The organism is Pseudomonas rhizophila, from assembly GCF_003033885.1.
Classification (GTDB): Bacteria; Pseudomonadota; Gammaproteobacteria; order Pseudomonadales; family Pseudomonadaceae; genus Aquipseudomonas; species Aquipseudomonas rhizophila.
In genome coordinates this window covers 4,284,629-4,308,580 of the sequence record NZ_CP024081.1, presented here as the reverse complement: position 1 = coordinate 4,308,580, position 23,952 = coordinate 4,284,629, and the positions used below count along the sequence as shown (strand labels likewise).

Genomic DNA, 23,952 nt, shown 5'->3' with positions numbered 1-23,952 from the left:
CATGCGTTACAGATCTCAATCCGTCGCTTACTGGTACTTCGCCGTCGCCATGGCGCTATTCGGTCTGCAACTGGTATTCGGCTTGCTCTCGGCGGCCAAATACCTCGGACCAGATCCCCTGCTGGACGTGTTACCCTTTGATGTCACCAAGGCGATACACACCAATCTGTTGATCGTCTGGGTGCTGACCGGGTTCATGGGGGCAACCTACTGGATGGTGCCGGACGAGTCCCGTGGCGAGTTGCACAGCACCAAACTGGCGTATATCCAGCTCGGGTTGTGGACGGCCATGGGCGTCACCGCCGTACTGGGCTATCTGTTCGGTTATGGCACCGGGAACAAATTGCTCGAGCAACCGCTACCGCACAAGATCGTGATCGTGATCTGCATGCTGATGTTTCTCTACAACATCGGCATGACCATCAAGAAAGCCGGGCGCTTCACTGCCACCGAAGGCGTTCTTTTGTTGGGGCTGGCCAGTGCAGCCGTGCTTTATCTGCCGGCGCTGCTGCACTATGAAAACTACGTGGTGTCGATCTACTACCGCTGGTGGACGATTCACCTGTGGGTCGAAGGTGTCTGGGAAATGATCCAGGGCGGCTTCCTGGCCTATCTGCTGATCAGACTGTCCGGTGCTGATCGCGAGGTCATGGAAAAGTGGCTGTACGTGATTGTCGGCCTGGTGTTCATTGCCGGCATCCTCGGCACCGCCCACCATTATTATTGGATCGGTGTCCCCCATTACTGGCTTCCATTGGGCGGTTTCTTCAGTGCACTTGAGCCCATGGCGCTGGTCGGTATGGCGATCTACGCCTACAACGCAATGCGCCGCTCCGGCCTCTCTCATCCCAACAAACTGGCCTTGCACTGGACCATGGGCAGCGCCCTGTTCACCATGTTTGGCGCTGGCCTCCTCGGTCTGGCTCATACCTTCCCCGACGTCAACAAATGGACCCATGGCACCCTGATTACCGCAATGCACGGCCATGCGGCCTTCTATGGGGCCTATGCCATGATAGTCCTGGCGATGATCACCTACGCACTTCCAGGCATGACCCGTCGTCCCGTGGAAGAAAGCAGTATCGGTTATTGGGCATTTTGGCTGCAGTTGGGAGGGATGTTCGGCATGACCCTGTCATTTGCCACTGCGGGAATTGCTCAGGTGTACCTGGAACGCATTCTCGGCATGGGCTATCTGGATGTGCAGTTGAAGATTCAGGTGCATTTCCTGATGCTGGTGGCGACGGCGTCGATGTTCAGCCTGGGTGTCGGGCTGTTTATCTTCGATTTTTTCCGGCATGCGCCGCAATTCAATGTCGATGAAGCAGATCCGGTTCTGGTGCCTCGTGCGTCGGGCGCAGCGTTGTAATGGATCGTTCGCGAATGCAGCAGAACCTGTCGGCCGCAGAATCCGCGCCGCAGCAAGGTGAACCCTATTACCAGCCCAGCGGCGACGAGGTGGCGATCTTCGATCAATGCCATGCACAGCAGCTGGCTGTCATGCTCAAAGGGCCCACCGGGTGTGGCAAGACCCGTTTTGTCGAACACATGGCCTGGCGTCTCAAGCGCCCGCTGATCACTATTTCCTGCCATGACGACTTGAGTGCCAGCGACCTGGTCGGGCGCTTCCTGATCGGCCACCAAGGTACCCACTGGACGGAAGGCCCGCTGACCCGGGCGGTGCGCGAAGGCGCTATCTGTTACCTGGATGAGGTGGTCGAAGCGCGGCAAGACACCATTGTCGTCCTGCACCCGCTGACCGACCACCGACGCATTCTACCCCTGGACAAAATCGGCGAAATCGTTGAAGCCTCGCCACACTTTCAATTGGTGGTGTCCTACAACCCCGGCTACCAACGAATACTCAAGGATTTGAAGCCGAGCACTCGACAGCGCTTTGTGGCGCTGGATTTCGATTTCCCGCCGGCCGAGCGCGAAATCGCCATTGTCATCCATGAAGGTGGAACCGACTACGCCATCGCCCACGCGCTGGTCACCCTCGCCCAGCGACTACGCGCCCTGCAGGACCGGGGCCTGGCGGAAGTCCCCAGTACCCGTCTGTTGATTGCCACTGCGCGACTGATTACCAGCGGCATTGCTGCGCCCATCGCCTGTCGGGTCGCGTTGATCTCGCCGCTGTCCGACGACGCGGTACTGGTCGCTGCCATGCGCGACCTTGTCGACCTGACATTTATCTAAATGGCCGAAGCCGAGGACCTCATTACCGATGCTGCACGCCACGCGACGGTGTATGCACAGGCGTTGTGGCGTCGTCACCGCCCCCCCTCGGAAACTGAAAAAATCGTCACCCTTGGGGATGTCGCACAACACCTCGACTTGCTGATCAAGGCAGTGTTCAACACCCACTATTCGCTGCGCGTCGCGCAACCGCCCTCGCCCCCTACGTTGTTGAAGAAACTTTTTGTGCGTCACGAAAAGCCGTGTCAGCAAAGCGCTGTCCCAGCGACCGATGGCGTGACTATATGGCTACCGCAGGATTTGGGAAGCAGCGAGAATCCGCCCACCCTGAAGCGTTATAGAGCCCTGGCCTTGCAACAAGCGATGCGCGCCCACCGAGGCAGTGCAAACGCCCTGTCAGCCCTCGACAACCCGATGCAGCGCAGCGTCTATCTACTTCTCGAAGCTTGGGCGGCTGATGCGGATTTGATACGCCTGCTGCCGGGATTGGCGCCCTCGATCCATGACTTGCGCCAGCATGCCCTGGCGACCCGCCCGCCGCTTCACACCTTTCCCAGCCAGCGACACCCCCTGGAAAACTTCCTGCGTTTACTGCTGAACAATGAATGCGGCGCGCCTCTGGAAGAGTTGGCGCCCCCCACCCACACCGCCGATTCGCTGCAACTGTCAGAAGCACTCGCGCAACGTCTCCTCCTCTGCGAAGAATCTCACGGGCTCGGCGCAGACAGGCTTCTCCTTGATGCCTGGACCGGCGACCTGCGCGAACCGTCGGCCGGTCAGGAAGTGTCGCCCCCGCCCGGTGAAGTCGCCACCGACGATGCCCTGCCACGCAGTGCCCGCCTCACACGTCAGCCCACGGCGCGCGAGGCCTGTGCCGATGAGGACGACGATCAGGAACAAGGCCTATGGATGGTGCAACCCGCCGAACCGCTGGAAAAAGCCGAAGACCCCATGGGCATGCAGCGCCCGACCGACCGAGATACCGATACCCCTGCGGCTGATTTCGCTGAGTCATTGTCCGAACTCAACGAAGCCCGGCTGGTGGTGACGGCAGGTCGCCCGAAAGAAGTGCTGCTGTCCCTCGACCCGCCACGGACCCGTTTTCAGCACCGCGCAAAGGATCTCGCAACCCACACAATCAGCTATCCCGAGTGGGATTATCACCACCAGGTGTACCGTGATCCGGGGGCGACCCTGCAACTGTGTCCTGTTCGGGAAGGCCCGCAGCAATGGGTCGAGCGAACCCTTGATGCTCATCGTCCGGTGCTGGATGCCATCCGTCGGCAATTCGAAAGTCTGCGGGCCCAACGCGTCAGGCTACGCAAACAATGGGACGGCGACGAAATCGATCTGGAAGCCTATATCGACGCTTGCGCCGAGGCCCGCGCTGGCCTGAGCATGCCGCAAGCGGTGTATCTGACCCAGCGTCGTGGCCGTCGCAACATGGCGATCATGTTGCTGATCGACGTCAGCGGCTCCACCGACAGTTGGCTGTCCTGCCATCGTCGGGTCATTGATGTCGAGCGCGAAGCGTTGCTGCTGGTCTGCCTGGCGCTAGAGAGCCTGGGCGAGCCCTATAGTGTGCTGGCGTTTTCCGGCGAAGGGCCGCAGCGGGTCACGATCCGAACTCTGAAAACCTTCGATGAGCGTTACAGCCTTGAAGTCGGTCAGCGCATAGCGGCTCTCGAACCGGAACGCTACACCCGGGCCGGCGCAGCTATACGCCACGCCAGCACGTTGCTGATGCGCGAAGCTGCCACGCACCGTCTCTTATTGCTGCTCTCCGACGGCAAACCTAATGATATCGATCAGTATGAGGGTCGTTATGGTGTAGAAGACATGCGTCAGGCCGTAACCGAAGCCAAGCTCCAAGGTATCTATCCCTTCTGTTTGACTATCGATCGCCAGGCGGCGAATTACCTGCCAGCGGTATTCGGCTCGCGGCAATATGCCTTACTGCACAGACCCGAGTTGCTGCCTAGTGTGCTGCTGGACTGGATCAAACGACTGGTATCAGCGTGAACGAGAGACGCCCGCCAAGGTTTTTTCATGGCAGGCGGTTTTCGGCTCATGACTGAGTTTCCCGTCAGTGGGGAGATGACATCATGACTGCGCCTTTCCTGATTCCATTGGTGACGCACACAATAACTTCTAAACCTAATCTTTGAATGCAGAGCAAGCTTTGTCGCACAGGCCAGGCCGCTCAGTGCTCATATTTCCGACAACTTTCGAAATCTCACTGCACGGTCGACGCTGTTGACCATTTGGGATGCGGCATGAATCGTCAAAGGGTGCTGGGTAAAACCCGGTCTAGGCCTAATGTAGTCAGCCATTTCCCGGGCGACCGTAAGCTGTTGATCCGTCCCTTGGGCGAGCAACGCGATAACCAGATTTTCCAGAGCAATCACACGAACACGAAGGTGAACCAACTCGGTATTTGATAATTCGGGAAGCTCATGAGTGCCTTGGGTGGGAAAAGCTTTTGATGTGTCTTCAGCGTCCCATCTCGAAAGCGTCATCTGAAGTTGTTGTGCAACAACCGACGATGGGGTCTTGTCTTTAGGCATAAAAGGATTCTCCAAAGAGAAGGCGAATTGTGGAAGCTCAAGCCATCACCAGCCTTTCGATCCACTTCAGCAACACGCCGGGCAACAACTCGGGTCTGGGCAATAAAGCGTATTGACGCGCCAAATACCGCAGGCGGATAGTTTGCTGCCTGCCTGTCGATAGTCAAACAGAAAGAATAGACGCTTTGCAAATCAGCTTCGGTGACTGCCTGGCGCATGTCTTCTACACCATAACGACCCTTATACTGATCGATATCATTAGGTTTGCCATCGGAAATCAACAATAGCAGACTATGACTGCTCACTTCGCGCATCGTAAGGTGCTGGCGTGGCTTATGGCGAACCCTGCCCCGGTGTAGCATTCCGGTTCGAGTGCGGCAATGCGCAGTCCGACTTCGTTGCCAGCCGCGAATACTTGAGGCGCTCAGCGAGTACTCTGCCGTCTTCGACCACGATCGTCGGCCCGCCATCCAGCACACGGAAAAACCAGCGTGAGCGCTGTTTGACCAATGAGAAACCAATGTCGATGGCGTCAACGTGACAATGACCAAGACGGCGTTGGCCAAAGAAAAATCATCGCCCAGCAACGCCTGCTGAGCGGCCTCGCGGATCACCATCAATAACACTAGGTCGAAGGTAGTGAGTTCCGCCGTGGAGCGCCTGCCGACGATCTGAACAGAATCATCAACATCAGGTAAATGGTGTGGGACGGTCAAGAGCCCACGCCATATCGTGTTCTATCGTGTGGCAAACGACGACGTGATCGAAATCGTCCGACTCCTGCATGACGCCCTAGAAGTGCAACTGCACCTGACCAGCGACTGAACAGCGACCTGGCTCAAAGGTTTAACTGGCCATGAACAGCGAAAGTCAGTCCCCTCTACATCTGAACCTGAGCGCCTAGCTGTCAGTCGACGGGGCAGTCAATTTTTTGCTCCCGCGGGAAACATCATGGCCCTGGCCTATACCGGCAGCATTCTGGGAGCGGAGTTTGCAATCGCTCGTTTGATTCTCTGCCTGATCTTCGGCGTCGGTATTGGCTTGCTGATGGCAACGCTATTCTGGAAAGACGACCTCACCCACGACGCGCAGGCGGATGCCCTGTTCGCAGAGAAGGCCAGTGTCTCCGGGCCTGCACTGGGCGTATTACTATCTTTAGTGGCCCTGCTGATTGCGGGCACCTTGAGATTGTGGCCCCTGACCGCAGATCTGATCAGTTTCAACGTCCCGCTTTTCTGGGCCCAGGCGTGGCAGGACACCTTGTTTGACTGGGTTCCATACGACGCCAGCAAAGGAGAGGAAGGCGTCAGCTTTCAAGGGGCTGTACTCATCGCCCTACTCCTGATGATTGCCGCCACGGCCAAGCGTGGCCTGGATAACATCACCGAAGGTGCCAATAGCTGGACATGGGTTGTGTTGAGTCTGACCGCTAGTACCTTGCTGATCGCTTCGATGCGACTGACGCCAGAACCCAGGACATTATCCTTTACCTTCACGGGGCGTGTATTCGGTGTCGCATTGACCATACTGTCTGTTTGGTACTTTGCCCAAAAAATGCCAGCCGAAGACTGGCAAGGCTGGCTGTGGGAAGCCTGGCGCTTCGTCAAGCAGATATTTGTTGTACTGGTGGTGGGTGTATTCATCGTCGGCATGGTTCGCCAGGTTATTCAACCCAAGTGGATTGAAAGCCTTGCAGGCAGCAACACAGTACCCGCCAATGCAATAGCAGTAGGGTTCGGCGTGTTCATGTACTTCCCAACCTTGGTAGAAGTGCCCGTCGCCCGCATGTTCCTTGATCTAGGTATGCATCCTGGCCCGCTCTTGGCCTACCTGATGGCGGATCCTGAACTTAGCTTGCAGAGCATGCTCATGGTGGCGGCTGTGATTGGTCGGAAGAAGACAGCAGCCTACGTTGGGTTAGTCGCTTCGTTCAGCATCGTGGCAGGCCTGCTCTATGGTGCCTGGGTCGATGGCACCGGCTGGCTTACCCTTGGTGCAGGAATGGCGATCTCACTGGCCATAATCGGTGCAATTTACCAGTTGATCCGTTATCAACGTAAACAAACAGCGAGCTGACTTACACACCAGGGAGCTTTCAATGCTGAATATCAAAACTCTCGGTTCAGGGTGCGCCAACTGCAAGAAGCTTGAGGCTGTAGCCCGTCAAGCCACGCTGAATCTAAATATTCAAGCCGAATTCGAAAAGATCACCGACATGGGCAAGATGGTAACGTATGACATCCTCGCCACGCCGGCTCTGGTGATCAATGAGAAGGTTGTAAGCAGCGGGAAGATTCCGACTGTTGCGGATATCCAAGGCTGGATTTCGACTGCGCAATGATACTGTCAAAGCCAAAACAGCCGAACGACCTCAACACTTCCACTGTGCAGATGACGGCTTTGGGTTAGGGGCCCGTGGGGGCTGCTCATCGGCCAACTTTTTGTGCCCCTCAGGCCCGGAGGTGTGATGTGGGTCAACTTATTCAAGGTCAGGACCAAGAAGTTGCACTCATAGCGTAAGCGTTCTGGGAACACACCTTCCTAACTCTAGCATTAAGGACGATGCTGTCCGCGTATTGAATGACTAACAGAGCAGCAACGACTTTATTCTGTATAGCGCTTGTGCCAATTCACGGGTGTTGATGCGCAATGAAATCTTCGGACTGTCATTGTCGTCCAGAAGGCGCGCATCGCCCGCCGTGCGACGCCATGGCTTACTGGTTTGCCAATCGGCGCCGATCCCTTTCAAGCACTCCCTCATAATAGCCTTATCGTACAAGAGGCAACTCATGGCGGGCGTTGAGTGCAGGAACCTTTGAAAACACTTCTGCGATAAAATCCATGAATACGACGGCCCGCGTCGGAAGCAGTCTGTTTGCAACATAGACGATTTGAACCGGGACCGGAGGGGCAGTGTGTCCCGTCAGCAGCAATTGCAAATTGCCGTTCTTGAGCCCTTCCTCGAAAAGCCATTCCGGCCCATGTCCGATCCCTAGTCCCGCATTTACAGATCCGCGTACGGCCTCAGGGGAGTTAACCCGGAGCCTGCCGGATACCGGAACTTCGGTATCCCGGAAGCGCCATGTGGCACCTGACGACAGCAGGGTGTAGATCACGCAATCGTGGCCGCGTAGATCATTGGGCGTGACGGGGACGCCGCGTTTAGCGAGATAGCCCTTGCTGGCTACGAACACGCGCTCCAACAGACCGATGCGCCGCGCGCGCAGTGCGCTGTCTTCCAAATGGCCGATCCGAATCGCCAGTTCAGCTCCCTCATCGACCAGACTTACATATCGATCATTGATCTGGAGATCCAGCATCAATCCTGGATAGCGCTCCAGGAAGGCGGGAACATGCGGCAACACGAATGCATGGGCCAGCGCGGTCGGGCAGGCGACGCGCAACACGCCAGACGGATCGACGTTCTCCCTGAAGGACGATTCTGACTCCTCCACGGCGTCAAGGATGCGCCGGACTTCCGCATAGTAGCGTTCCCCCTCTGGAGTGAGGGCAAGCTTGCGCGTTGACCGGTGCAGCAGTCGAGTTTGTAGATGCTCCTCCAGTGCCGCCACGTAGCGGCTGACATTCGGCTGCCCCAAGCCCAAGTCGCGACCGGCAGCAGAGAAGCTACCCGTCTCCACCGCACGCGCGAAGCACGTCATCACAAGAAACCGGTCCAAAGTTCAGTCACTCACTCATGTATTTGAAGCATGAATCATATACAAAAAAGCCATCTTAAGGATTTTCAAGCATGAGTACATAGTTCTCCTCGCACCAGGTCAGCCAGCGCTGGTTGATCATGAGATTATCTACAGGAGAACTTTTATGTCCCGCTTGCAAGGCAAACGCACTCTCATCACCGGCGGCACCAGTGGCATTGGCCTCGAAACAGCCAAGCAGTTCCTCGCCGAAGGCGCACGCGTTATCGTCACCGGCGTCAATCCAGATTCCATAGCGAAGGCCAAGGCGGAACTTGGCGACGAGGCTCTTGTGCTGCGTGCCGATTCAGCCAACGTGGCCGCTCAGAAGGAGTTGGCGCAAGCCGTCCAGGCTCACTATGATCAGCTTGATATCGCCTTTCTCAACGCTGGCGTATCCGTTTGGGCGCCGATCGAAGCGTGGACGGAAGAAATGTTCGATCGCTCGTTCGACATCAACGTCAAGGGACCCTATTTCCTGATCCAGGCGCTGTTGCCTGTCTTCGCGAACCCCACATCGGTGGTGCTCAATACGTCGATCAACGCGCACGTCGGCGCGGCGAATTCGTCGGTATATGCCGCGACCAAGGCTGCATTTCTGAACATGTCGAAGACGCTTTCAAGCGAACTGCTCGGACGCGGGATTCGCGTCAACACCGTCAGTCCTGGCCCGGTTGAAACGCCGCTGTACGACAAGCTCGGCATCCCCGATGCCTACCGCGACCAGGTCAACAAGGACATTGCCGCAACCATTCCATTCGGCCGCTTCGGCACGCCGGAGGAAGTGGCCAAAGCAGTGCTGTACCTAGCTTCCGACGAGTCCCGATGGACGGTCGGCTCCGAAATTATCGTTGACGGCGGCCGCACGCTGAACGGCTGATTGCAGACGGCACCTGAAGGAGCACTCTCATGCCGACTTCTTCTGCCAGTCTTTGAGCTATCACCCTCGGCAGGATTTTTCGAAGACACACGGGTAAATCAACCGCCATGCGCTCGCCCCGCCATGCGTGGGGTGGGCTTCATGTTTACAGGGAGCATTCCAATGCCACAAACGCAATTGACACTCGTCAGCCACCCTCTATGCCCTTTCGTTCAGCGTGTCGCCATTGTTTTGAACGAAAAAGGGATTTCTTTCGAGCGAATCCATGTTGATCTTCGCGACAAGCCAGACTGGTTCCTCGCTTTGTCTCCAACGGCCAAGGTTCCGCTGCTCTAGGTTTTACACGGTAACGGGCGTGAGTTCGTTCTATTCGAAAGCGTTGCAATCTGTGAATATGTTGAGGATGTTCAGCCTGGGCCAGCATTGCATCCTGCGGATGCGCTGCTGCGTGCGCAACACCGTGTGAGATTCTTGCTGGCTGGTCTCGTGGCAATGTAGGCGTTGATCACGGAGGACGTACCACTCTGATGTTCGTATGGGGTTGGTTGTCGGGCGCGACTGGAGGTGGGGAGTCTAGCTACGTTGAGCTTGCCGCGTAGCGCTTAAGCTTTTTATTACGCTCGCGTCCATCTGTGCGGTAGCAAGTCGGAAATCTCACTGGCCTGCTGCGTCGGCAGGCGCGTGAGAACATCCTTTAGATAGGCGTACGGGTCATGCCCGTTGAGCCGCGCCGACTGGATCAAGCTAATGATCGCCGCAACCCGTTTTCCGCTGCGTAGCGATCAGGCGAAGAGCCAGTTCTTGCGGCCAAGAGCCCATGGTGGGATCTGATTCTCCGCGCAATTATTATCAATGGGTACGGCCCGTCATTGAGGTAGCGCGACAGCGCTGCCCAGCGTTTGAGGCTGTAATCGAGAGCTTTGCTGATGGCCTAACCTTCGGGCACAAGTTCACGCTGGGCAATTATCCAGGCATGCAACCTATTCATCACCGGTGCGGCTTTTTCTTGCCGTATCCGGCATCGTAAATCGGGCTCCAGGTCACGCACTTCGCTCTCGATTTCGTACAACAACTGGATGTAGCGCAGCGCCTGCTCAGCGATCTGGCTCTTGTTTGTTGCGTGCAACTCGAAGAACTTGCGCCGGGCGTGGGCAATGCAGCCGATCTCGGTCACGCCGAGTTCGATGCTGGCCTTATAAACGGCAAAATCGTCGCAAACCAACTTTCCTTTCCAGCCTTGCAGGAAGTAACGAGCATGTTCACCGGCACGACTGGGGCTGAGGTCATAAACGACAGCGGCTGTTTCGCAGAACTGGCTGATGGCGTACGCCCAAACATAAGAGCGGTGGTTGTCTTCGAGCCCGGAGAGAGCATTTGCACGGGTGTTTCATCTGCGTGCACGACCTGTTGCCCGATCACTACGTCACGCAAGGCATCGACCAAGGGCTGTAACTGCTCGCCCGTCATGCCAACCCATTGGGCCAACGTCGAACGTGGAATCGCCAAGCCAGCTCGACCGAAAATTGATTCCTGACGGTAAAGCGGAAGATGATCAGCGAACTTCGCAATCATGACGTGCTCAAGTAATCCGGCAGTCGGGATGCCCTTGTCGATGAGGTGCGCAGGTACCGGCACCTGGATTAGCGTTCGCAGTCATCGCAAACCCACCTGCCACGAACATGGCGCTCAACGGTGAACACGTCCAGGCGTGTAGTCCAGCTTATCGCTGACATCTTCACCGATGCGCTTCAGTGCGCAGCCGCATGGGCAGTGAGTGTTGTCCGGTTCGTGATGGATCAACGAGCGCGGGAATTCTGCCGGCAATGCCGTGCGCTTGGGCTTTTGCTTTTTCTCGGTCGCCGCTGGTGCTATTTGCAACGCCTGAAGCTCGGCCTCAATCGCCGCAATATCAGTATCGGTCAGGTCATCGAGCATGCTGGCCTGCTCAGGACTCATCTGCTCACTGCGCTTGGCAAACTTCAAACGCTTGAGCTGTGCGATCTCGTAGGTCAGATCAAAAATACGCGGACACCATCGCCCTTAATGCTGGAGTTCGGTAGGTGTATTCGCCATCCGCTTACCACTGTAGCGCAATATTTTGAGCGGGAAACGAGACTCGTATCTGGTGTCCGACTCATTGAAGTATAAGGGTTTCGTCTATACCTGAAGCAGGACAGGACTTGATTCTGGATTTGTTTTCAGCAGCTATCAAAAGCTAAAACAAGCATAGTCCTTATGCGATTTGAGTGCGGCCAGCCTCCACCGTCCGCCGCACGGAAGCTGACCTTGGCATCCTCCCCTTCATGCCAGACATACTTGCCATCGCGCCGTGTAAGGGCAGCGGGCAGAATCTTGTTCAGGTGTTCGAAATCCTTGGCCACCGTCGGCCCGCCACCGTCCTGCTCGTCGACCAACGCTCGTCCACCCGGCCAAATGCCCCGGCAATGTGCAGCGTCGCCACCATCGTCGCGCCGACCATCCACTCATAACCGAGGACGATGGTCGACGCGTCAGGCTGGTGAATGTAACGGGCGATTTGCGGCGCATTTCTAAAACGCCAGAAGAAATGCTCAGGAGCAGACCTTGCGCTGTTGCGCGAAACGCAGCCCGGCGAAGGCGTGATCCATGTAGAACAGCGCCACGCCACTGACCGGATGATCATTCAGACCCAGGTTGTCTACGGTCGGGTCAATGAGCACGCCCTGTGCCCCGTCGGCCTCTTTTGCAGTCAACTGTGCCTTGGTCAAATCGCGACTTCCAATCAGCGAGCCGCATGCAATGCCCGCGCAGAATGGTGACCTATGGCGCCAAAACCGTCATGAACAGTATGAAGTGAGAGGACGAAATCCTTCTTGTCTTCTGCAACCGGAAGAGACTGCTGCGTTGTTCGAAGCGGTGGAGGTACGGCCCGGCATCTTTGTCGTCGAATTCCTGAAACCCGAACACCAGGAGTCGGCCACCCTAGTGTGGAAATACGAGACTGGCGACGTGTTGGCGGCAGTCTCTGCCTTTTACCATCGAGGGAATGAAAAACGCACCCGTACCGATTTCATGACCGCCGTGGTCGATGGCAAGCAAGGTGGGGCACCCATTATCCAGGCATCCAGCCTGGTAGGTAAGCGCGTGCTGTACCGCTACAGCGCGGACGATTGGTATGAACACGTCTATCTCGGCGCGCAAACCATGGCCTGGCACTGCGTGAACGGTGCGGAAAAAGGCATGGCGGATGTCGAGCGTGGCGCTTATTTCGACGTTGCCGATGACCTTTACGTGCTGTTCTGGACCGAAACGGTCATGCCGGTGGAATCAGTCATTGTCGTGGACCTTGCGCAAATGCGTTCCGTCGGACGCTTCTTTTGCTGGGACCCAAAGCCTGAAAAGCTGATCCACCTCACCTTTGGTTCGAAGGCGACGGTACTGAACGAGACGGCGTACCCTGCTTCATTTTGAATGTACGACTTCCAGGCACAAATGCCCACTTGAACCTGTACGAGGGAGCCCCCCTCGCACAGGTGGCTATCCGTGCTCAACCGACACGTCATTCAGCCGCGCCAACAGACCATGCAGTGGATGAAGCACCGTAACACCTTCTTGGCGCTTCGCCTGGTTGCGGCAGGAATACTGGTGGTGGCCATCGCTCAGTCTGAATCGCCTCGGGTTATGTAAACACCTCTTTGCCTTAAACTGGACTGCCACCGGCATCGTGGACATCTCCAGCCTATGCTTGAGCATAGGAGGAAGTTTATGAGCACCCAACGATTCACGCTGGAATTCAAGGCAGAAGCCGTCAGGCAAGTCTTTGAACGCGGATGCTCCGTTGCGGAAACAGCCGAGCACCTCGGCGTTTCGACCCACAGCCTCTACAAATGGGTCAAAGCCGTAACGCCCGACAAAACCGAGAAACAGGCCAGCAAGCTGCTCGAAGCCAAAAGCAAAATTTTGCGACTGCGAGCCCAAATGCGACGCTTGGAAGAAGAACGCGACATATTAAAAAAAGCAGCGCGGTACTTCGCCAGGGAACCCGAGTGAAATACCGCTTTATGAACGAGCATCGACTCCAATACGCAATCACTACGCTGTGTCGGGTTTTGCAAGTTGCTCGTGCCGGGTTCTATCGATGGCTACACAAGCCTGTTTCTGATCGAGAAAATGAGAATGGTCGGCTGTTAGGGCTGATCCACGACTCCTATGCAGCCAGTCGAGGTGTGCATGGCGCACGCAGGGAGTTTGCTGACTTGCGCGAGGCTGGAGAAAGTTGCGGCAAGCACCGTGTTGCGGCATTGATGCGCACCAATAAAATCAAGACGCTCAGAGGCTATAAAGCCCCGCGCGCAATCAAAGGGAGGCCATCGATCATTGCCGCCAATCGACTCAACCGGGCCTTCACTGTCGATGCCCCTAGTAAGGTGTGGGTGACTGATATCACTTACATCCGAACGTGGCAGGGATGGTTATATCTGGCCGTCGTACTGGATCTCTACGCTCGCAAGGTGGTTGGCTGGTCAATGAAGCCAACGCTGGGCAAGGAGCTGGCGCTGGACGCACTGCTCATTGCGGTATTGCGCCGTAAACCCAGAGCCAGAGTCATCGTGCATTCGGATCAGGGGAGCCAATATGGCAGCGATGACTGGAAACGTTTTTGTTTGGCCAACCACCTAGAGCCGAGTATGAGCCGCCGAGGAAACTGCTGGGACAATGCCGTGGCGGAGTCTTTTTTTAGCAGCCTGAAAAAAGAACGCATACGCAAGAGGATCTAAGATACCCATGACATGGCCCGTGCCGACGTATTCGATTTTATTGAAGCATTCTATAACCGAACGCGTCGTCACAGTCACCTGGGCGGCGTCAGTCCTGAGTCCTTCGAAAATGCCTCACTTTGAGGCTGGAAAATGTCTACGGGGGGGCAGTCCAATGCCATCTAGCAAGCACCTACTTCAGTTTTCAGGCAATTGAAGTTCGCCTCGAGATACTCTCTAAGGGGCCTCTGACATCCTTCGGCAACCCAAGCATCGATCGCAAGGCGCATAGACCCGACTCCAACCATTGCTGCCAGATGTAGCCCAACCCGTCTCGCAGCATCCGGCCAAAGCTCGCATAATGCTCCGTAGGCGGCGTGCTCCATTCGCAGAAATTTGGCCTGATTACCCGATTGAAGCTGTTCAGTGGACTGGACGATCCTACCGATCAATACCGCGACATCCGGATGCATATTCGCTGCCAGCTCAATTAAAGCCGCTTGGGTCGTGGCGATTGGGGATGCATCTACACCCCGCTTCAATATTTCGGCATATAGCTCGTCAGGCAGCGCCTTTTGCCAAGCCAAGATTATTTCTTCTTTAGAGCGGAAATAATGAAAGAAGGTACGACGTGCAATGCCCGACGCTTCTGCAATCGCATCGAGTGTCGTGGCCTCGTAGCCATGCTCTGCGAACAGTGTCAGACCTACGTCGGTGATACGACGGTACATCTCGCGGCGTTTCTTTTCTCGAACGCCATCTCTGTGTTTCAACTCGGGTTCCATGGCAACGCTCTCCGCATATCTAGGCCTTGCAAAAATGCACCGAGTGCAATATATTTATTTGCACTCGGTGCAGAATCTATCATCAAAGCCTGCCTAGACCCAAGCTGGAAGTCACTTATGAGAGCCAAAAACATTCATGGCTTCGAAGAAGCATCTCGCAGAAAGTGCCTTCCTACATCTCACGCAGGCAAGGGTGGAGTACACGTGCGCGAGCAGGCAACCTCCCTAAACTCTCTCCTCGCGCTCGCCGAGTGGCATCAACAGTTGTTCGGTCATCAGCCGTGCAAGATCATCGTTCTTTTCAATTAGAAACTACCAACCATATTCAGGAGAATCTCATGAAATCTTCTTACCTCGGAGGCACGTTCACTCCGGCTGGCACTTCGTTATGTCTGAAGCGTATGGGCTATGGAACTATGCAATTGCCCGGCCCTCATGTATGGGGGCCACCGCGTGATAGGGAAGCGGCTCTTGAAGTGTTGCGCGATGCAATAGCAATAGGCGCCAATCACATCGACACGGCCGAATTCTACGGTCCCGGTACATCTAACCAACTAATCCGCGAAGCGCTGTCGCCATATCCTGATGACCTGACGATCATAACCAAGGTCGGTTTCGTACGCGGTCAAGATGCGTCTTGGACGCCCGATCATACGCCGGATGGACTCAAGCGCGCCGTGCATGAAAACCTTGCCAGCCTCGGCCTCGAAACGCTCGATGTCGTCAACCTAAGGCTCGGCGGTCCTAATAGCCCGGATGATCGATCAGTCTTACAGCCGCTCCAAGCTCTCATCGAGTTGCAGCATCAGGGTGTGATCCGTCATATTGGCCTGAGCAATGTTACTCCGACACAGTTTGCAGAAGCCAAATCGGTAGCGAAGATTGTTTGCGTCCAAAATCAGTACAATTTGGTCAAGCGAGATGACGACGATTTCATCGACTCTCTAGCAGCGGAAGGAGTGGCTTATGTTCCATTTTTCCCACTAGGTGGTTTTTCTCCCCTGCAATCGTCGCTTCTTTCACAAGTGGCTGAAGAGGTCGGAGCAACTCCGAAGCAGGTTGCACTAGCATGGCTTCTGCAGCGCTCTCCAAATATTCTGGTGATCGCGGGAACTTCTTCTCCAGTTCATCTTAGAGAGAATTTTGCCGCCTCAGATCTCGTGCTGTCAGACACACAGGTGGCGAAACTCAATAGCGTTTCAGGACAGGTCGATTAGTGAAGCTTAGGCGGCTTAGTCTGATGTTAGATCATATGCTCTAGCTGCCATGAAGGCGGGGCTTGAGCAAAATCCCAACCCACTGAAAGCCAAAAAGCCCGCAATTACACGGGCTTTTTGGCTTCGCACGCAAGTAAATACCGGCCACCAACTATTATTACTCTTAAATTTTACTAAATAGGAATAGCATAAGTCAGTTGAAACAATATTATTTACAGCTGCGTAACGACACTACTTTCAAATTAAAAATACAAGACATTCCCTACATATTCACCCCCGAATTTTGATTAACTGCCGAGACCATGCCTAACTGTCGCAATAGAATGGCCAGCTCTGCTGAACAACCATTGTTACGGACTTCGTCAAGCAATTCCGTAGCATAGACGGGTCGGTGCGGAAATACTTTTCCATAACCGTATCATGCGATTTGTCTTTCACCTTTTTGCCGCCCTGCCTTCTCTAGCCTCATAAAGCATGCAGCAATAAATAACAATTTCAGAGTCACACTTTGGATTGCACAGACTGAAGAACATGCCCATGTGGCCCATTAGGTGGACAGAAACTTGCTTAATATTCGCAAACTCTCTATCCAGTCGTCCGAAGGTGCGCAGCAAACAACCGCAGCGTCACAAGCTTTGGCGCATCTGGCGGTTGAATTGAGCGCTGTCGTTGGCATTTGAGGGTCTGAGATCACTGTTCCTCAGTAATGGTCTTCATTGCGCTATGGCGGCTTCAGCGCCAAGTCATCTGCGCTTCCCTTCATCGAAGGCAGCGAACGGCGGGGTTCACAGCCCCTCGCTGCCTCAATCTCAGATTACTCGACGCCCCCACTCGTCACCACGGTGAATTTCCGGCTGAACTCCAAGACTTCGCAGACACCGGTGTGTCCTGCCGGAATAGAGACAGCATCGCCGGCTGTCATCTCGAATCGCTCGCCGGTGTCCATAGTGATTGCGATACAACCTTCAAGCAGTACGAAGGCTTCATCGTTTTCAAAGCGCCAGTCGAACTTCGAAGGTTGAGAAGTAAAAAACGCGACGGCTTTGTACGGGGTTTTCACGCCTACGGTGCGAAGCAACTTCATCCGTGTATCGGGATTACCTTCGATTACATCATCGCCCAGCGGGTAGGCAAGCCAGCCTTCGGGTGCGTCGAGCGAGGCCAGGGCTACGGAATCGATTGGATTGGGAAGCGTTGGACGAGCAGTCATTGTTTTTGTGCCTCGTATCGGAATGAGTAGATAGAGACTATGGCACGTGGCATAGTCGAAACCGAGACTACACCAAACTATGACGGATGGCATAATTTTTTAAAATGAACACTTCTACTCGAGATCGAATGATTGTCGGCGCAGCGGATCTTCTACGACGCAAGGGGCTGACAGCAACCAGCATGCGTGAGGTGGTGCGCTACTCAAACACGCCGCGCGGATCCATTGCCCATCATTTTCCTGGCGGTAAGCGCCAACTGCTTGAAGCCGCGGTTGAGCATGCCGGACGCGAAGTCACGGAGCCGCTGAAATTACTGTTGCATAAATACGGCCCAGTGAATGGCATGAAACGCTTCGTTGATTTGTGGCGAAAAATTTTGGAAGAATCCGACTATCAGGCTGGTTGTGCGGTATTGGCCGTTTCAGTGGAGCAGTACACATCCGATCAACGTGGCGAAGCTGAGCCCGAACTCGAAGCGCAAATCCAGACTCAACTGCTAAATCAAGCCAACGCCATCTTTGTGCAATGGCGAGAAATCATCGATTCATCGCTACGGGAGGCTGGAGTGACCAAGGCTCGGTCACACAGTCTGGCGCTACTGGCAATCGCCGCTATCGAGGGGTCTGTCGCTCTTTGCAGGGCAGCCCGCAGTGTAGAACCGCTCGACTTGATATGGGGGGAAGTGAAACGGAGTTTTGAAAGGGAACTGACCTAGGCGCAGTCCAACTGCCTCAGGCCGCGCTCGATCACCGCGTCTATGTAGCTTGGATCTGCGTAGATACGGGCCAATAAGATTGCGCCCTCGAAATCGGCTACCAACTGCCGCCCCAAACGCAGTGACTCTTCCCTGCTGTGCTGGCCGCCATAGAGCTCGGCAAACGCCAGAGTCCAGTCATCCAGAAAGCGCTGAATGGGCGCCATGAGCTCTACCTTGCCATAGGTGGCATCGACCGCAACGACGCCCATCAGACAGCCGATCGAATCGTCCTGAAAGAGCTTGCCAGCCTTGCGCCCCATGCGTGTAAGTCGCTCCTGCGGCGCCAGACTTTCATCAAAAGCGATAGAAAACAACGACTGTTTCAGCCGTTCATGCGTCCAGTCCAATACGTCCCGCAGGAGCGATTCCTTGTTGGGGTAGTGATGATAGAACGAGGCCTTGGTCAGTCCACAGGCGGACGATAACGCATCCATGGTAGTGCCATGGTAGCCAAGACGCTTGAAGGTGTTGGCGCAGCGCTGTAGGAGCTCATCGCGCGGGATTTTCAGTGGCCGCATGGGCTTATCCAGTTCTCAATCATGCAAATTGATTCTATGCCATAAGCGTTGGCGTCTCAATTTGACGGTTACCGAATGTTTGTTTAGTTTTTACAAACCGAACGTTCGGTAAGTATCTACGGTTCGCCTGAAAATACAGGTCCTCATCTCACAACGCCAGGATAATTTCCCATGAGCGAAGCAAACAGCGGTCCGGGTCGAGTCACCCGGGAGCAGCGTGGTCATCTGTTCCTTATCGGTCTGGATCGGGCCGGCAAACGTAATGCTTTCGACAGCGCCATGCTGAACGACCTAGCCTTGGCGCTGGGTGAGTACGAGCGCAATGCGGACATGCGCTGCGCAGTCGTGTTTGCCCACGGCGAGCATTTCACCGCTGGCTTGGATCTGATGGAACTGACGCCAAAGCTGGCTTCGGGGGGATTCAAGTATCCCGATGGAGGCATCGATCCTTGGGGCGTCTCGAAGCCGCGTCGCACCAAACCGATTGTCCTCGTCGTACAAGGTACCTGCTACACAGCAGGCATCGAGCTGATGCTCAACGCCGACATCGCAATAGCCGCGAGCAACACCCGCTTCGCTCATCTGGAAGTCTTGCGTGGTATTCCACCCTCCGGCGGTTCCACTGTGCGCTTCACACAAGCGGCCGGATGGACCAACGCAATGCGCTACATGCTGACCGGCGAAGAGTTCGATGCCGATGATGCATTAGGTATGCGTCTGCTGACCGAGGTTGTTGAGCCCGGGCAGGAGTTGCCTCGTGCCATCGAATACGCCGAACGCATCGCCAAGGCCGCCCCCCTGGCGATCAAGGCTACGTTGCAGTCCGCCTTCCAGGCTCGAGATGAAGGCGACGATGCCGCCCTCTCCAATCTCAATGAGCTGTTGTTCACGCTGATCAAGAGTGAAGACGTGCGTGAAGGTGTGATGGCGATGATGCAGAAACGCGAGCCGCAATTCAAAGGCCGTTAACTCACCAGCAGGGGCAACGACATGCTTCAGTACCAAGCACCATTGGAGGAGTGCGATTTCCTCGCTCGCAAGGTTCTTCGACTTCCAGAGCTGTTGCCTCTGCTACCAGAGCACTGCCATATCGACATCGACCTGTTCAAGGCAACTCTGGAGGTCGGTGCCGAACTCACCCAGGAACAACTGCTGCCTTTGAACGGCAGCGGCGACGTCGAGGGCTGCCGGCTCGAAAATGGTGAAGTCAAAACCCCGCGGGGTTTTCAATCGGCTTACCGCCTGTTCCAAGAGAACGGTTGGCCCGCCCTGACAGTGCCAATGGCGATCGGGGGGCAAGGCTTCCCAGGAGCAGCCGGTGTTTTCTTTGATGAAATGCTCGCTTCCTCCAACGTGTCTTTCAGCATCTTCTCCAATGTCCGCGAAGGTGTTCTACGTTGCATCGACCGATTCGGCGATGAACAGGTTCGATCCCTGTTTTCCGACAAACTAGCCAGCGGTGAATGGCTTGGCACCATGTGCCTTACCGAGCCTCAAGCCGGCAGTGATCTTGGTTTGATTCGCACGACAGCAATTGCCCAGCCGGATGATTCCTACTTGCTCAGTGGAGCCAAGATATTCATTTCGAACGGCGATCACGATCTGAGCGTAAACATTGTTCATTTGGTTCTCGCCAGGACGGAAAGCGCACCAGCAGGTACCGGCGGCCTCAGCCTGTTCGTCGTGCCAAAGTACCAATTGGATGGACGTAACTCAGGGAACGGCGTGTCAGTCGTTTCGCTTGAACATAAACATGGTATTCGCGCCAACGCTACTTGCGCCTTGTCGTTCGAGAATGCCAAGGGCTATCGCGTTGGAGAACTGAACCGAGGCCTGGCTTGCATGTTCGTGCTAATGAACAGTGCACGGCTGGCTGTCGGTGTCCAAACCGTAGGCCTGGCTGAGATCGCTTACCAGAATGCGCTGAGCTACACCCAGGAGCGCCTTCAAGGCCGTGCGCTGAACGGTGCTACACACCCGGATCAAGCAGCCGATCCTTTGCTCAGCCATATTGGCGTCAAGTCGATCCTTGTCCAGCAGAGGTTGTTCATCGAACCCGCTCGCCTACTTTGCGCCTGGGTCGGTACGCTGCTCGATGAGGCGCGCTGCCACCCAGATGACTTGCGGCGCACTAAGGCTTTCCACCTTGCAGAACTGCTGACACCCATCGTCAAGGGCTATCTCTCGCATCATGCAGGTACACATATCGCTTCGGCGCTCCAGCTCTTCGGCGGGAACGGATACATAGTCGAAACCGGCATGGAGCAATTGCTAAGGGATGCGGCTATCTGTCCGATCTACGAAGGCACGAACTATATCCAGTCGCTGGACTTGCTGGGGCGCAAGACCTTGGGTGACCAGGGGCAGCGCTTGGGAATCTTCCTGAGCCACATTCCAACACTTGCCAAGCGTCTGCGCGAACGCCCAGATCTGGAGGATGTTGCAACGACTTTGAGTGCCTGGCAGGTCGAGTTCGAACCATTGATTCAACAACTGTCCGTCGACACCGTTTTCAACCGGGATGTCGTGGGGTTGGTTGCGCCAGACTTTCTTGAACTACTGGGGACTGTTGTTTTTGGCTATTTGTGGGCATGGATTGCGGACGCCGCCGCGCCGTCAACGTCTAATGAGGATTTCCTCAGAAGCAAACCTGCCCTCGCCCGCCTGTATTTTTCCGAAGCCGAATTACGAGTGCCTTCGCTTATCGAAAAGCTAAAGCGCAATGCCTCGCGTCTTGAGCAGCTCAAACAAATCCAACTCGGCTAGGGCGGAGCGCAGATGAATCGTTTTAATAAAAAAGATAACGAGACGCTGAAGTTAGTCCGTAGCGGGCAGAGTAGCGGCGAGCTTGCCGACCTCGGAGTTTGCACCATCGAAGAGCTGCTGCAGCGTAGTGCTACCAAAATGCCTCATGCCCCTGCCCTGTCGGCCATGGGTGCCAGCATAAGTTATGAGCAATTACAGAACCTGAGTGCCTCAGTAGCGACCTGGTTGATCAATCAAGGGCTGCAACCGGGCGCCCGGGTTGCAGTCGCTTTGCCAAACATGCTCGCCCATCCTGTGGCGTGCCTGGGAATTATCAGGGCGGGTTTGATCGCCGTCTGCGTAAACCCTTTGTATACACCGCAGGAGCTGGCACAGGTTTTCAAGGACAGTGAAGTCAAAGCTGTATTTCTCTTCGGCCCCATGGGCCAGGGAGTCCAGCAGGCCATGCTCCAGGCCGGGGTGAGTCTTGCTGTGCAAGTCGCTCCAGGTGATCAACTAGGCTGGCGACGGACATTGGTCAATTGGGTAGCCCATCGGCGCTTGGGCAGTAAGCTCACCGGCATAGAAGGCGCCATCGACTGGCGCAAGGTCGTAGCCACTCGGGCGACCAAACTCCGTCAACGTGGGCCCATCGCAGCCGAGCAGACAGCCTTCATAATCTATAGCGGTGGCACTACGGGGCAACCCAAAGGCGTACCCATCAGTCATCGGGCTCTGCTGTTCAACGTTGCCCAACAGTATTCGGCTCTGCGTCCGCATCTTTTAGGCAGAGCTGAGCAGGACTACGTGTTACTGCTCGCGGTGCCGCTCTACCATATTCTCGGCCTGGGCAATCTGCTCTTCACCTTGGCCAAAGGTGGTAAAGCGGTGTTGGTGATGAATCCACGCGATACCACGGCGTTTATCAAAGAATGGTCCCGTCACCGAGTAAGCAGTTTCCCCGGAGTCACCACCCTCTACAACTCGCTCCTGGAGCATGAAAACTTCCGCTCGCAGGACTTCACCGACCTCGCCCTTTGTCTCGGTGCGGGCATGCCAGTCAGCGAGTCCACGGCCAAGCTCTGGCATCGGATCACCGGCTGCCATATCACCGAAGCCTACGGTATGACCGAAACCGGGCTGATCTCCTGCAACCCAGCGGGGCGTTCACGCCCCGGCTCGGTAGGTTTACCAGTAACGGGAGTTGAAATTTCCCTACGGGGCGAGGATGAAGAAGAAGTCACTATTGGCGCCGGCGAGATATGTGTGCGTAGTCCGGCCATCATGGCCGGTTATTGGCAGCGTCCCGAAGAAAATGCCGCCGCCTTCACCCACGATGGTTTCTTCCGTACAGGAGACATCGGCCTCTTCGATCTGGATGGGTATCTGAGCCTGGTTGACCGAAAAAAGGAAATGATCATTTCCTCGGGGTTCAAGGTATTCCCCTCGGAGATCGAGCGGATCTTGAACGCTCACCCCGGAGTACTGGAGTCGGCAGTTGTACCGGCCCCGGACGAAAAGGCGGGGGAAGTACCCATCGCCTATGTCGTACGTCGTCAACCTTACTTGGATGAAGCTCTCGTGATCGCACACTGCGAAAAACACCTGGTCAGCTATAAACGCCCTCGTCGCATCATATTTCGGGACGAGTTACCCAAGAGCAATGTGGGCAAAATTCTGCGCAAGGAGTTGGTGGGGATCGAGCAGGAGGAGCACTCCCGATGACGATGCCGGCTTACGCACCCGATTTCTCTATGGCTGATCAATTAACGTTGGTGGCTGACGATGGCTATCGACTAGCGGCTATCCGTTATTCTGCACAGGGGTCGTTGAAGGGCAACCTCATCATGGCGGGGGCGACGGGGGTGCAACAGCGTTTCTACCGCCGCTTCGCCGAGCATGCCAGCAAACAAGGCTTCAACGTCCTGACAATGGATTACCGGGGCATAGGAGCCTCCAAGCCCAAATCACTGAAAGGGTTTGAGATGTCCTACCTGGACTGGGGTTGGCTCGACCTGGCAGCGGCAGTCGAACATATGGATGACGGCATTACGCCGCTTTACTGGGTCGGTCACTCTTTTGGTGGACATGCACTGGGGTTGCTACCCAATCATCACCGCATCACGGCCGCCTACTGCTTCGGTACGGGGGCCGGGTGGGCCGGGTGGATGCCGAGGCTGGAGGCTTTCAAGGTCCGCTTGCTGTGGTCATGCATCCTGCCTTTGATCGTCGCACACAAGGGCTACATGGCCTGGAGTCTGCTGGGCATGGGCGACGACTTGCCGAAGGGGGTCTACAAAGCATGGCGACGCTGGTGCGCCTACCCCCATTACTTCTTCGACGACCCGGCGATGGCTGCTGTCGTTGATCGCTACGCGCGAGTTCACGCGCCCTGCATGTTTGCCAACGCAGTGGATGATCCGTGGGCACCACCCGTATCGCGGGATGCTTTCATCAAGGGCTATCGCAATGCCCCGTTGCGGGTACGCGACCTTCATCCCGACACAAAAAAACAGCCCATTGGACACATGGGCTATTTCCGCCCATCTGCCGCGCCAGTCTGGGACGAGTTACTCGAATGGCTTGTTTCCCACAAGGCCGAGACGACGAAACAGCACCGACTGACCGAGGCTTAGAAA

At 55.8% G+C, this 23,952-nt stretch carries 22 protein-coding genes and 6 pseudogenes; 19 read left to right on the top strand and 9 right to left on the bottom strand.

Annotated features, from left to right (window positions below; genetic code table 11):
* The first annotated feature begins 1 nt into the window (after position 1).
* From CRX69_RS20065 to CRX69_RS20055, 3 genes are read left to right on the top strand one after another with little or no spacing between them, the layout of a single operon-like run.
* The gene (locus CRX69_RS20065; protein ID WP_013692871.1) at positions 2–1,369 is read left to right on the top strand and encodes a cbb3-type cytochrome c oxidase subunit I; all 1,368 of its coding nucleotides are present in this window, start codon (positions 2–4) and stop codon (positions 1,367–1,369) included.
* Between the two features lie 14 nt (positions 1,370–1,383).
* Positions 1,384–2,199 carry a CbbQ/NirQ/NorQ/GpvN family protein gene (locus tag CRX69_RS20060; protein ID WP_107322691.1) on the top strand — a complete coding sequence of 272 codons (816 nt, stop codon included), beginning with the start codon at positions 1,384–1,386 and terminating at the stop codon, positions 2,197–2,199.
* Positions 2,200–4,221, top strand: coding sequence for a nitric oxide reductase activation protein NorD (locus CRX69_RS20055; protein ID WP_107322690.1), 2,022 nt, complete (start codon positions 2,200–2,202; stop codon positions 4,219–4,221).
* A 188-nt stretch (positions 4,222–4,409) separates the two neighbouring features.
* Here CRX69_RS20055 and CRX69_RS20050 read toward each other — a convergent pair whose 3' ends face one another.
* The 3 genes and pseudogenes from CRX69_RS20050 to CRX69_RS20040 form a co-directional block, all read right to left on the bottom strand.
* The gene (locus tag CRX69_RS20050; protein WP_047227876.1) at positions 4,410–4,766 is read right to left on the bottom strand and encodes a hypothetical protein; all 357 of its coding nucleotides are present in this window, start codon (positions 4,764–4,766) and stop codon (positions 4,410–4,412) included.
* A gap of 37 nt (positions 4,767–4,803) precedes the next feature.
* Positions 4,804–5,166: pseudogene (locus tag CRX69_RS20045) on the bottom strand (nitric oxide reductase activation protein NorD); the annotation flags it as partial.
* A gap of 2 nt (positions 5,167–5,168) precedes the next feature.
* Positions 5,169–5,457: pseudogene (locus CRX69_RS20040) on the bottom strand (DUF421 domain-containing protein); the annotation flags it as partial.
* Between the two features lie 14 nt (positions 5,458–5,471).
* Here CRX69_RS20040 and CRX69_RS28125 point away from each other — a divergent pair.
* From CRX69_RS28125 to CRX69_RS20030, 3 genes and pseudogenes are all read left to right on the top strand, one after another.
* Positions 5,472–5,591, top strand: a pseudogene (locus CRX69_RS28125) (type II toxin-antitoxin system RelE/ParE family toxin); the annotation flags it as partial.
* 117 nt (positions 5,592–5,708) lie between these two features.
* Positions 5,709–6,842: pseudogene (locus CRX69_RS20035) on the top strand (permease); the annotation flags it as partial.
* Positions 6,843–6,864: 22 nt separating this feature from the next.
* Positions 6,865–7,107, top strand: coding sequence for a thioredoxin family protein (locus tag CRX69_RS20030; RefSeq protein ID WP_107322689.1), 243 nt, complete (start codon positions 6,865–6,867; stop codon positions 7,105–7,107).
* Between the two features lie 427 nt (positions 7,108–7,534).
* Here CRX69_RS20030 and CRX69_RS20025 read toward each other — a convergent pair whose 3' ends face one another.
* Entirely contained in the window at positions 7,535–8,446 is a 912-nt protein-coding gene (locus CRX69_RS20025; protein WP_107322688.1) for a LysR family transcriptional regulator, read from the bottom strand.
* A gap of 145 nt (positions 8,447–8,591) precedes the next feature.
* Here CRX69_RS20025 and CRX69_RS20020 point away from each other — a divergent pair, with 145 nt between their 5' ends.
* Complete coding sequence (locus tag CRX69_RS20020; RefSeq protein WP_107322687.1) at positions 8,592–9,344, top strand: SDR family oxidoreductase; 753 nt, start codon at positions 8,592–8,594, stop codon at positions 9,342–9,344.
* Positions 9,345–9,467: 123 nt separating this feature from the next.
* The gene (locus CRX69_RS27980; protein WP_338053300.1) at positions 9,468–9,680 is read left to right on the top strand and encodes a glutathione S-transferase family protein; all 213 of its coding nucleotides are present in this window, start codon (positions 9,468–9,470) and stop codon (positions 9,678–9,680) included.
* Between the two features lie 278 nt (positions 9,681–9,958).
* On the opposite strand, the pseudogene tnpC reads toward CRX69_RS27980, so the two are convergent.
* A pseudogene (gene tnpC / locus CRX69_RS20010) lies at positions 9,959–11,357 on the bottom strand (IS66 family transposase); the annotation flags it as partial.
* Between the two features lie 290 nt (positions 11,358–11,647).
* Between tnpC and CRX69_RS27975 the strand changes: the two are divergent.
* On the top strand, positions 11,648–11,833 hold the full coding sequence (locus CRX69_RS27975) for a hypothetical protein (RefSeq protein ID WP_240539558.1): 186 nt from the start codon (positions 11,648–11,650) through the stop codon (positions 11,831–11,833).
* Positions 11,834–11,914: 81 nt separating this feature from the next.
* Here the strand turns inward: CRX69_RS27975 and CRX69_RS27970 are convergent, their stop codons facing one another.
* A complete protein-coding gene (locus tag CRX69_RS27970; RefSeq protein WP_240539557.1) occupies positions 11,915–12,091 on the bottom strand; it encodes a hypothetical protein in 177 nt (58 codons plus the stop codon).
* 31 nt (positions 12,092–12,122) lie between these two features.
* Here CRX69_RS27970 and CRX69_RS20000 point away from each other — a divergent pair, with 31 nt between their 5' ends.
* The 4 genes and pseudogenes from CRX69_RS20000 to CRX69_RS27960 all read left to right on the top strand — a co-directional run bounded on the left by CRX69_RS20000 (position 12,123) and on the right by CRX69_RS27960 (position 14,224).
* Positions 12,123–12,794, top strand: a complete 672-nt coding sequence (locus CRX69_RS20000) for a MoaF C-terminal domain-containing protein (RefSeq protein ID WP_107322686.1) — start codon at positions 12,123–12,125, stop codon at positions 12,792–12,794.
* Positions 12,795–13,064: 270 nt separating this feature from the next.
* Positions 13,065–13,244 (top strand): annotated as a pseudogene (locus CRX69_RS27965) (transposase); the annotation flags it as partial.
* The gene (locus CRX69_RS19990) at positions 13,211–14,101 is read left to right on the top strand and encodes an IS3 family transposase (protein WP_240539556.1); all 891 of its coding nucleotides are present in this window, start codon (positions 13,211–13,213) and stop codon (positions 14,099–14,101) included. The pseudogene CRX69_RS27965 and the gene CRX69_RS19990, both read left to right, overlap by 34 nt.
* 12 nt (positions 14,102–14,113) lie before the next feature.
* The gene (locus CRX69_RS27960; protein WP_240539555.1) at positions 14,114–14,224 is read left to right on the top strand and encodes an IS3 family transposase; all 111 of its coding nucleotides are present in this window, start codon (positions 14,114–14,116) and stop codon (positions 14,222–14,224) included.
* 38 nt (positions 14,225–14,262) lie between these two features.
* Here CRX69_RS27960 and CRX69_RS19985 read toward each other — a convergent pair whose 3' ends face one another.
* On the bottom strand, positions 14,263–14,865 hold the full coding sequence (locus tag CRX69_RS19985; protein WP_107322684.1) for a TetR/AcrR family transcriptional regulator: 603 nt from the start codon (positions 14,863–14,865) through the stop codon (positions 14,263–14,265).
* A 338-nt stretch (positions 14,866–15,203) separates the two neighbouring features.
* Between CRX69_RS19985 and CRX69_RS19980 the strand changes: the two genes are divergently transcribed.
* On the top strand, positions 15,204–16,082 hold the full coding sequence (locus tag CRX69_RS19980) for an aldo/keto reductase family oxidoreductase (RefSeq protein WP_107322683.1): 879 nt from the start codon (positions 15,204–15,206) through the stop codon (positions 16,080–16,082).
* An 814-nt stretch (positions 16,083–16,896) separates the two neighbouring features.
* Here the strand turns inward: CRX69_RS19980 and CRX69_RS19970 are convergent.
* Entirely contained in the window at positions 16,897–17,292 is a 396-nt protein-coding gene (locus CRX69_RS19970) for a cupin domain-containing protein (RefSeq protein WP_107322682.1), read from the bottom strand.
* A 104-nt stretch (positions 17,293–17,396) separates the two neighbouring features.
* On the opposite strand from CRX69_RS19970, the gene CRX69_RS19965 reads away from it, so the two are divergent.
* The gene (locus CRX69_RS19965) at positions 17,397–18,008 is read left to right on the top strand and encodes a TetR/AcrR family transcriptional regulator (RefSeq protein WP_240539554.1); all 612 of its coding nucleotides are present in this window, start codon (positions 17,397–17,399) and stop codon (positions 18,006–18,008) included.
* Here CRX69_RS19965 and CRX69_RS19960 read toward each other — a convergent pair.
* Positions 18,005–18,568, bottom strand: coding sequence for a TetR/AcrR family transcriptional regulator (locus CRX69_RS19960; RefSeq protein ID WP_107322680.1), 564 nt, complete (start codon positions 18,566–18,568; stop codon positions 18,005–18,007). The genes CRX69_RS19965 and CRX69_RS19960 overlap by 4 nt on opposite strands.
* Before the next feature lie 171 nt (positions 18,569–18,739).
* On the opposite strand from CRX69_RS19960, the gene CRX69_RS19955 reads away from it, so the two are divergent.
* Genes CRX69_RS19955 through CRX69_RS19940 form a run of 4 tightly spaced genes read left to right on the top strand, consistent with a single transcriptional unit; the run spans position 18,740 to position 23,949 of the window.
* Complete coding sequence (locus CRX69_RS19955) at positions 18,740–19,537, top strand: crotonase/enoyl-CoA hydratase family protein (protein ID WP_107322679.1); 798 nt, start codon at positions 18,740–18,742, stop codon at positions 19,535–19,537.
* A 21-nt stretch (positions 19,538–19,558) separates the two neighbouring features.
* On the top strand, positions 19,559–21,334 hold the full coding sequence (locus tag CRX69_RS19950; protein ID WP_107322678.1) for an acyl-CoA dehydrogenase family protein: 1,776 nt from the start codon (positions 19,559–19,561) through the stop codon (positions 21,332–21,334).
* Between the two features lie 12 nt (positions 21,335–21,346).
* On the top strand, positions 21,347–23,038 hold the full coding sequence (locus CRX69_RS19945) for an AMP-binding protein (RefSeq protein WP_107322677.1): 1,692 nt from the start codon (positions 21,347–21,349) through the stop codon (positions 23,036–23,038).
* The gene (locus CRX69_RS19940) at positions 23,035–23,949 is read left to right on the top strand and encodes an alpha/beta hydrolase family protein (protein WP_107322676.1); all 915 of its coding nucleotides are present in this window, start codon (positions 23,035–23,037) and stop codon (positions 23,947–23,949) included. The genes CRX69_RS19945 and CRX69_RS19940 overlap by 4 nt, the downstream gene beginning before the upstream one ends.
* Positions 23,950–23,952: the final 3 nt, after the last annotated feature.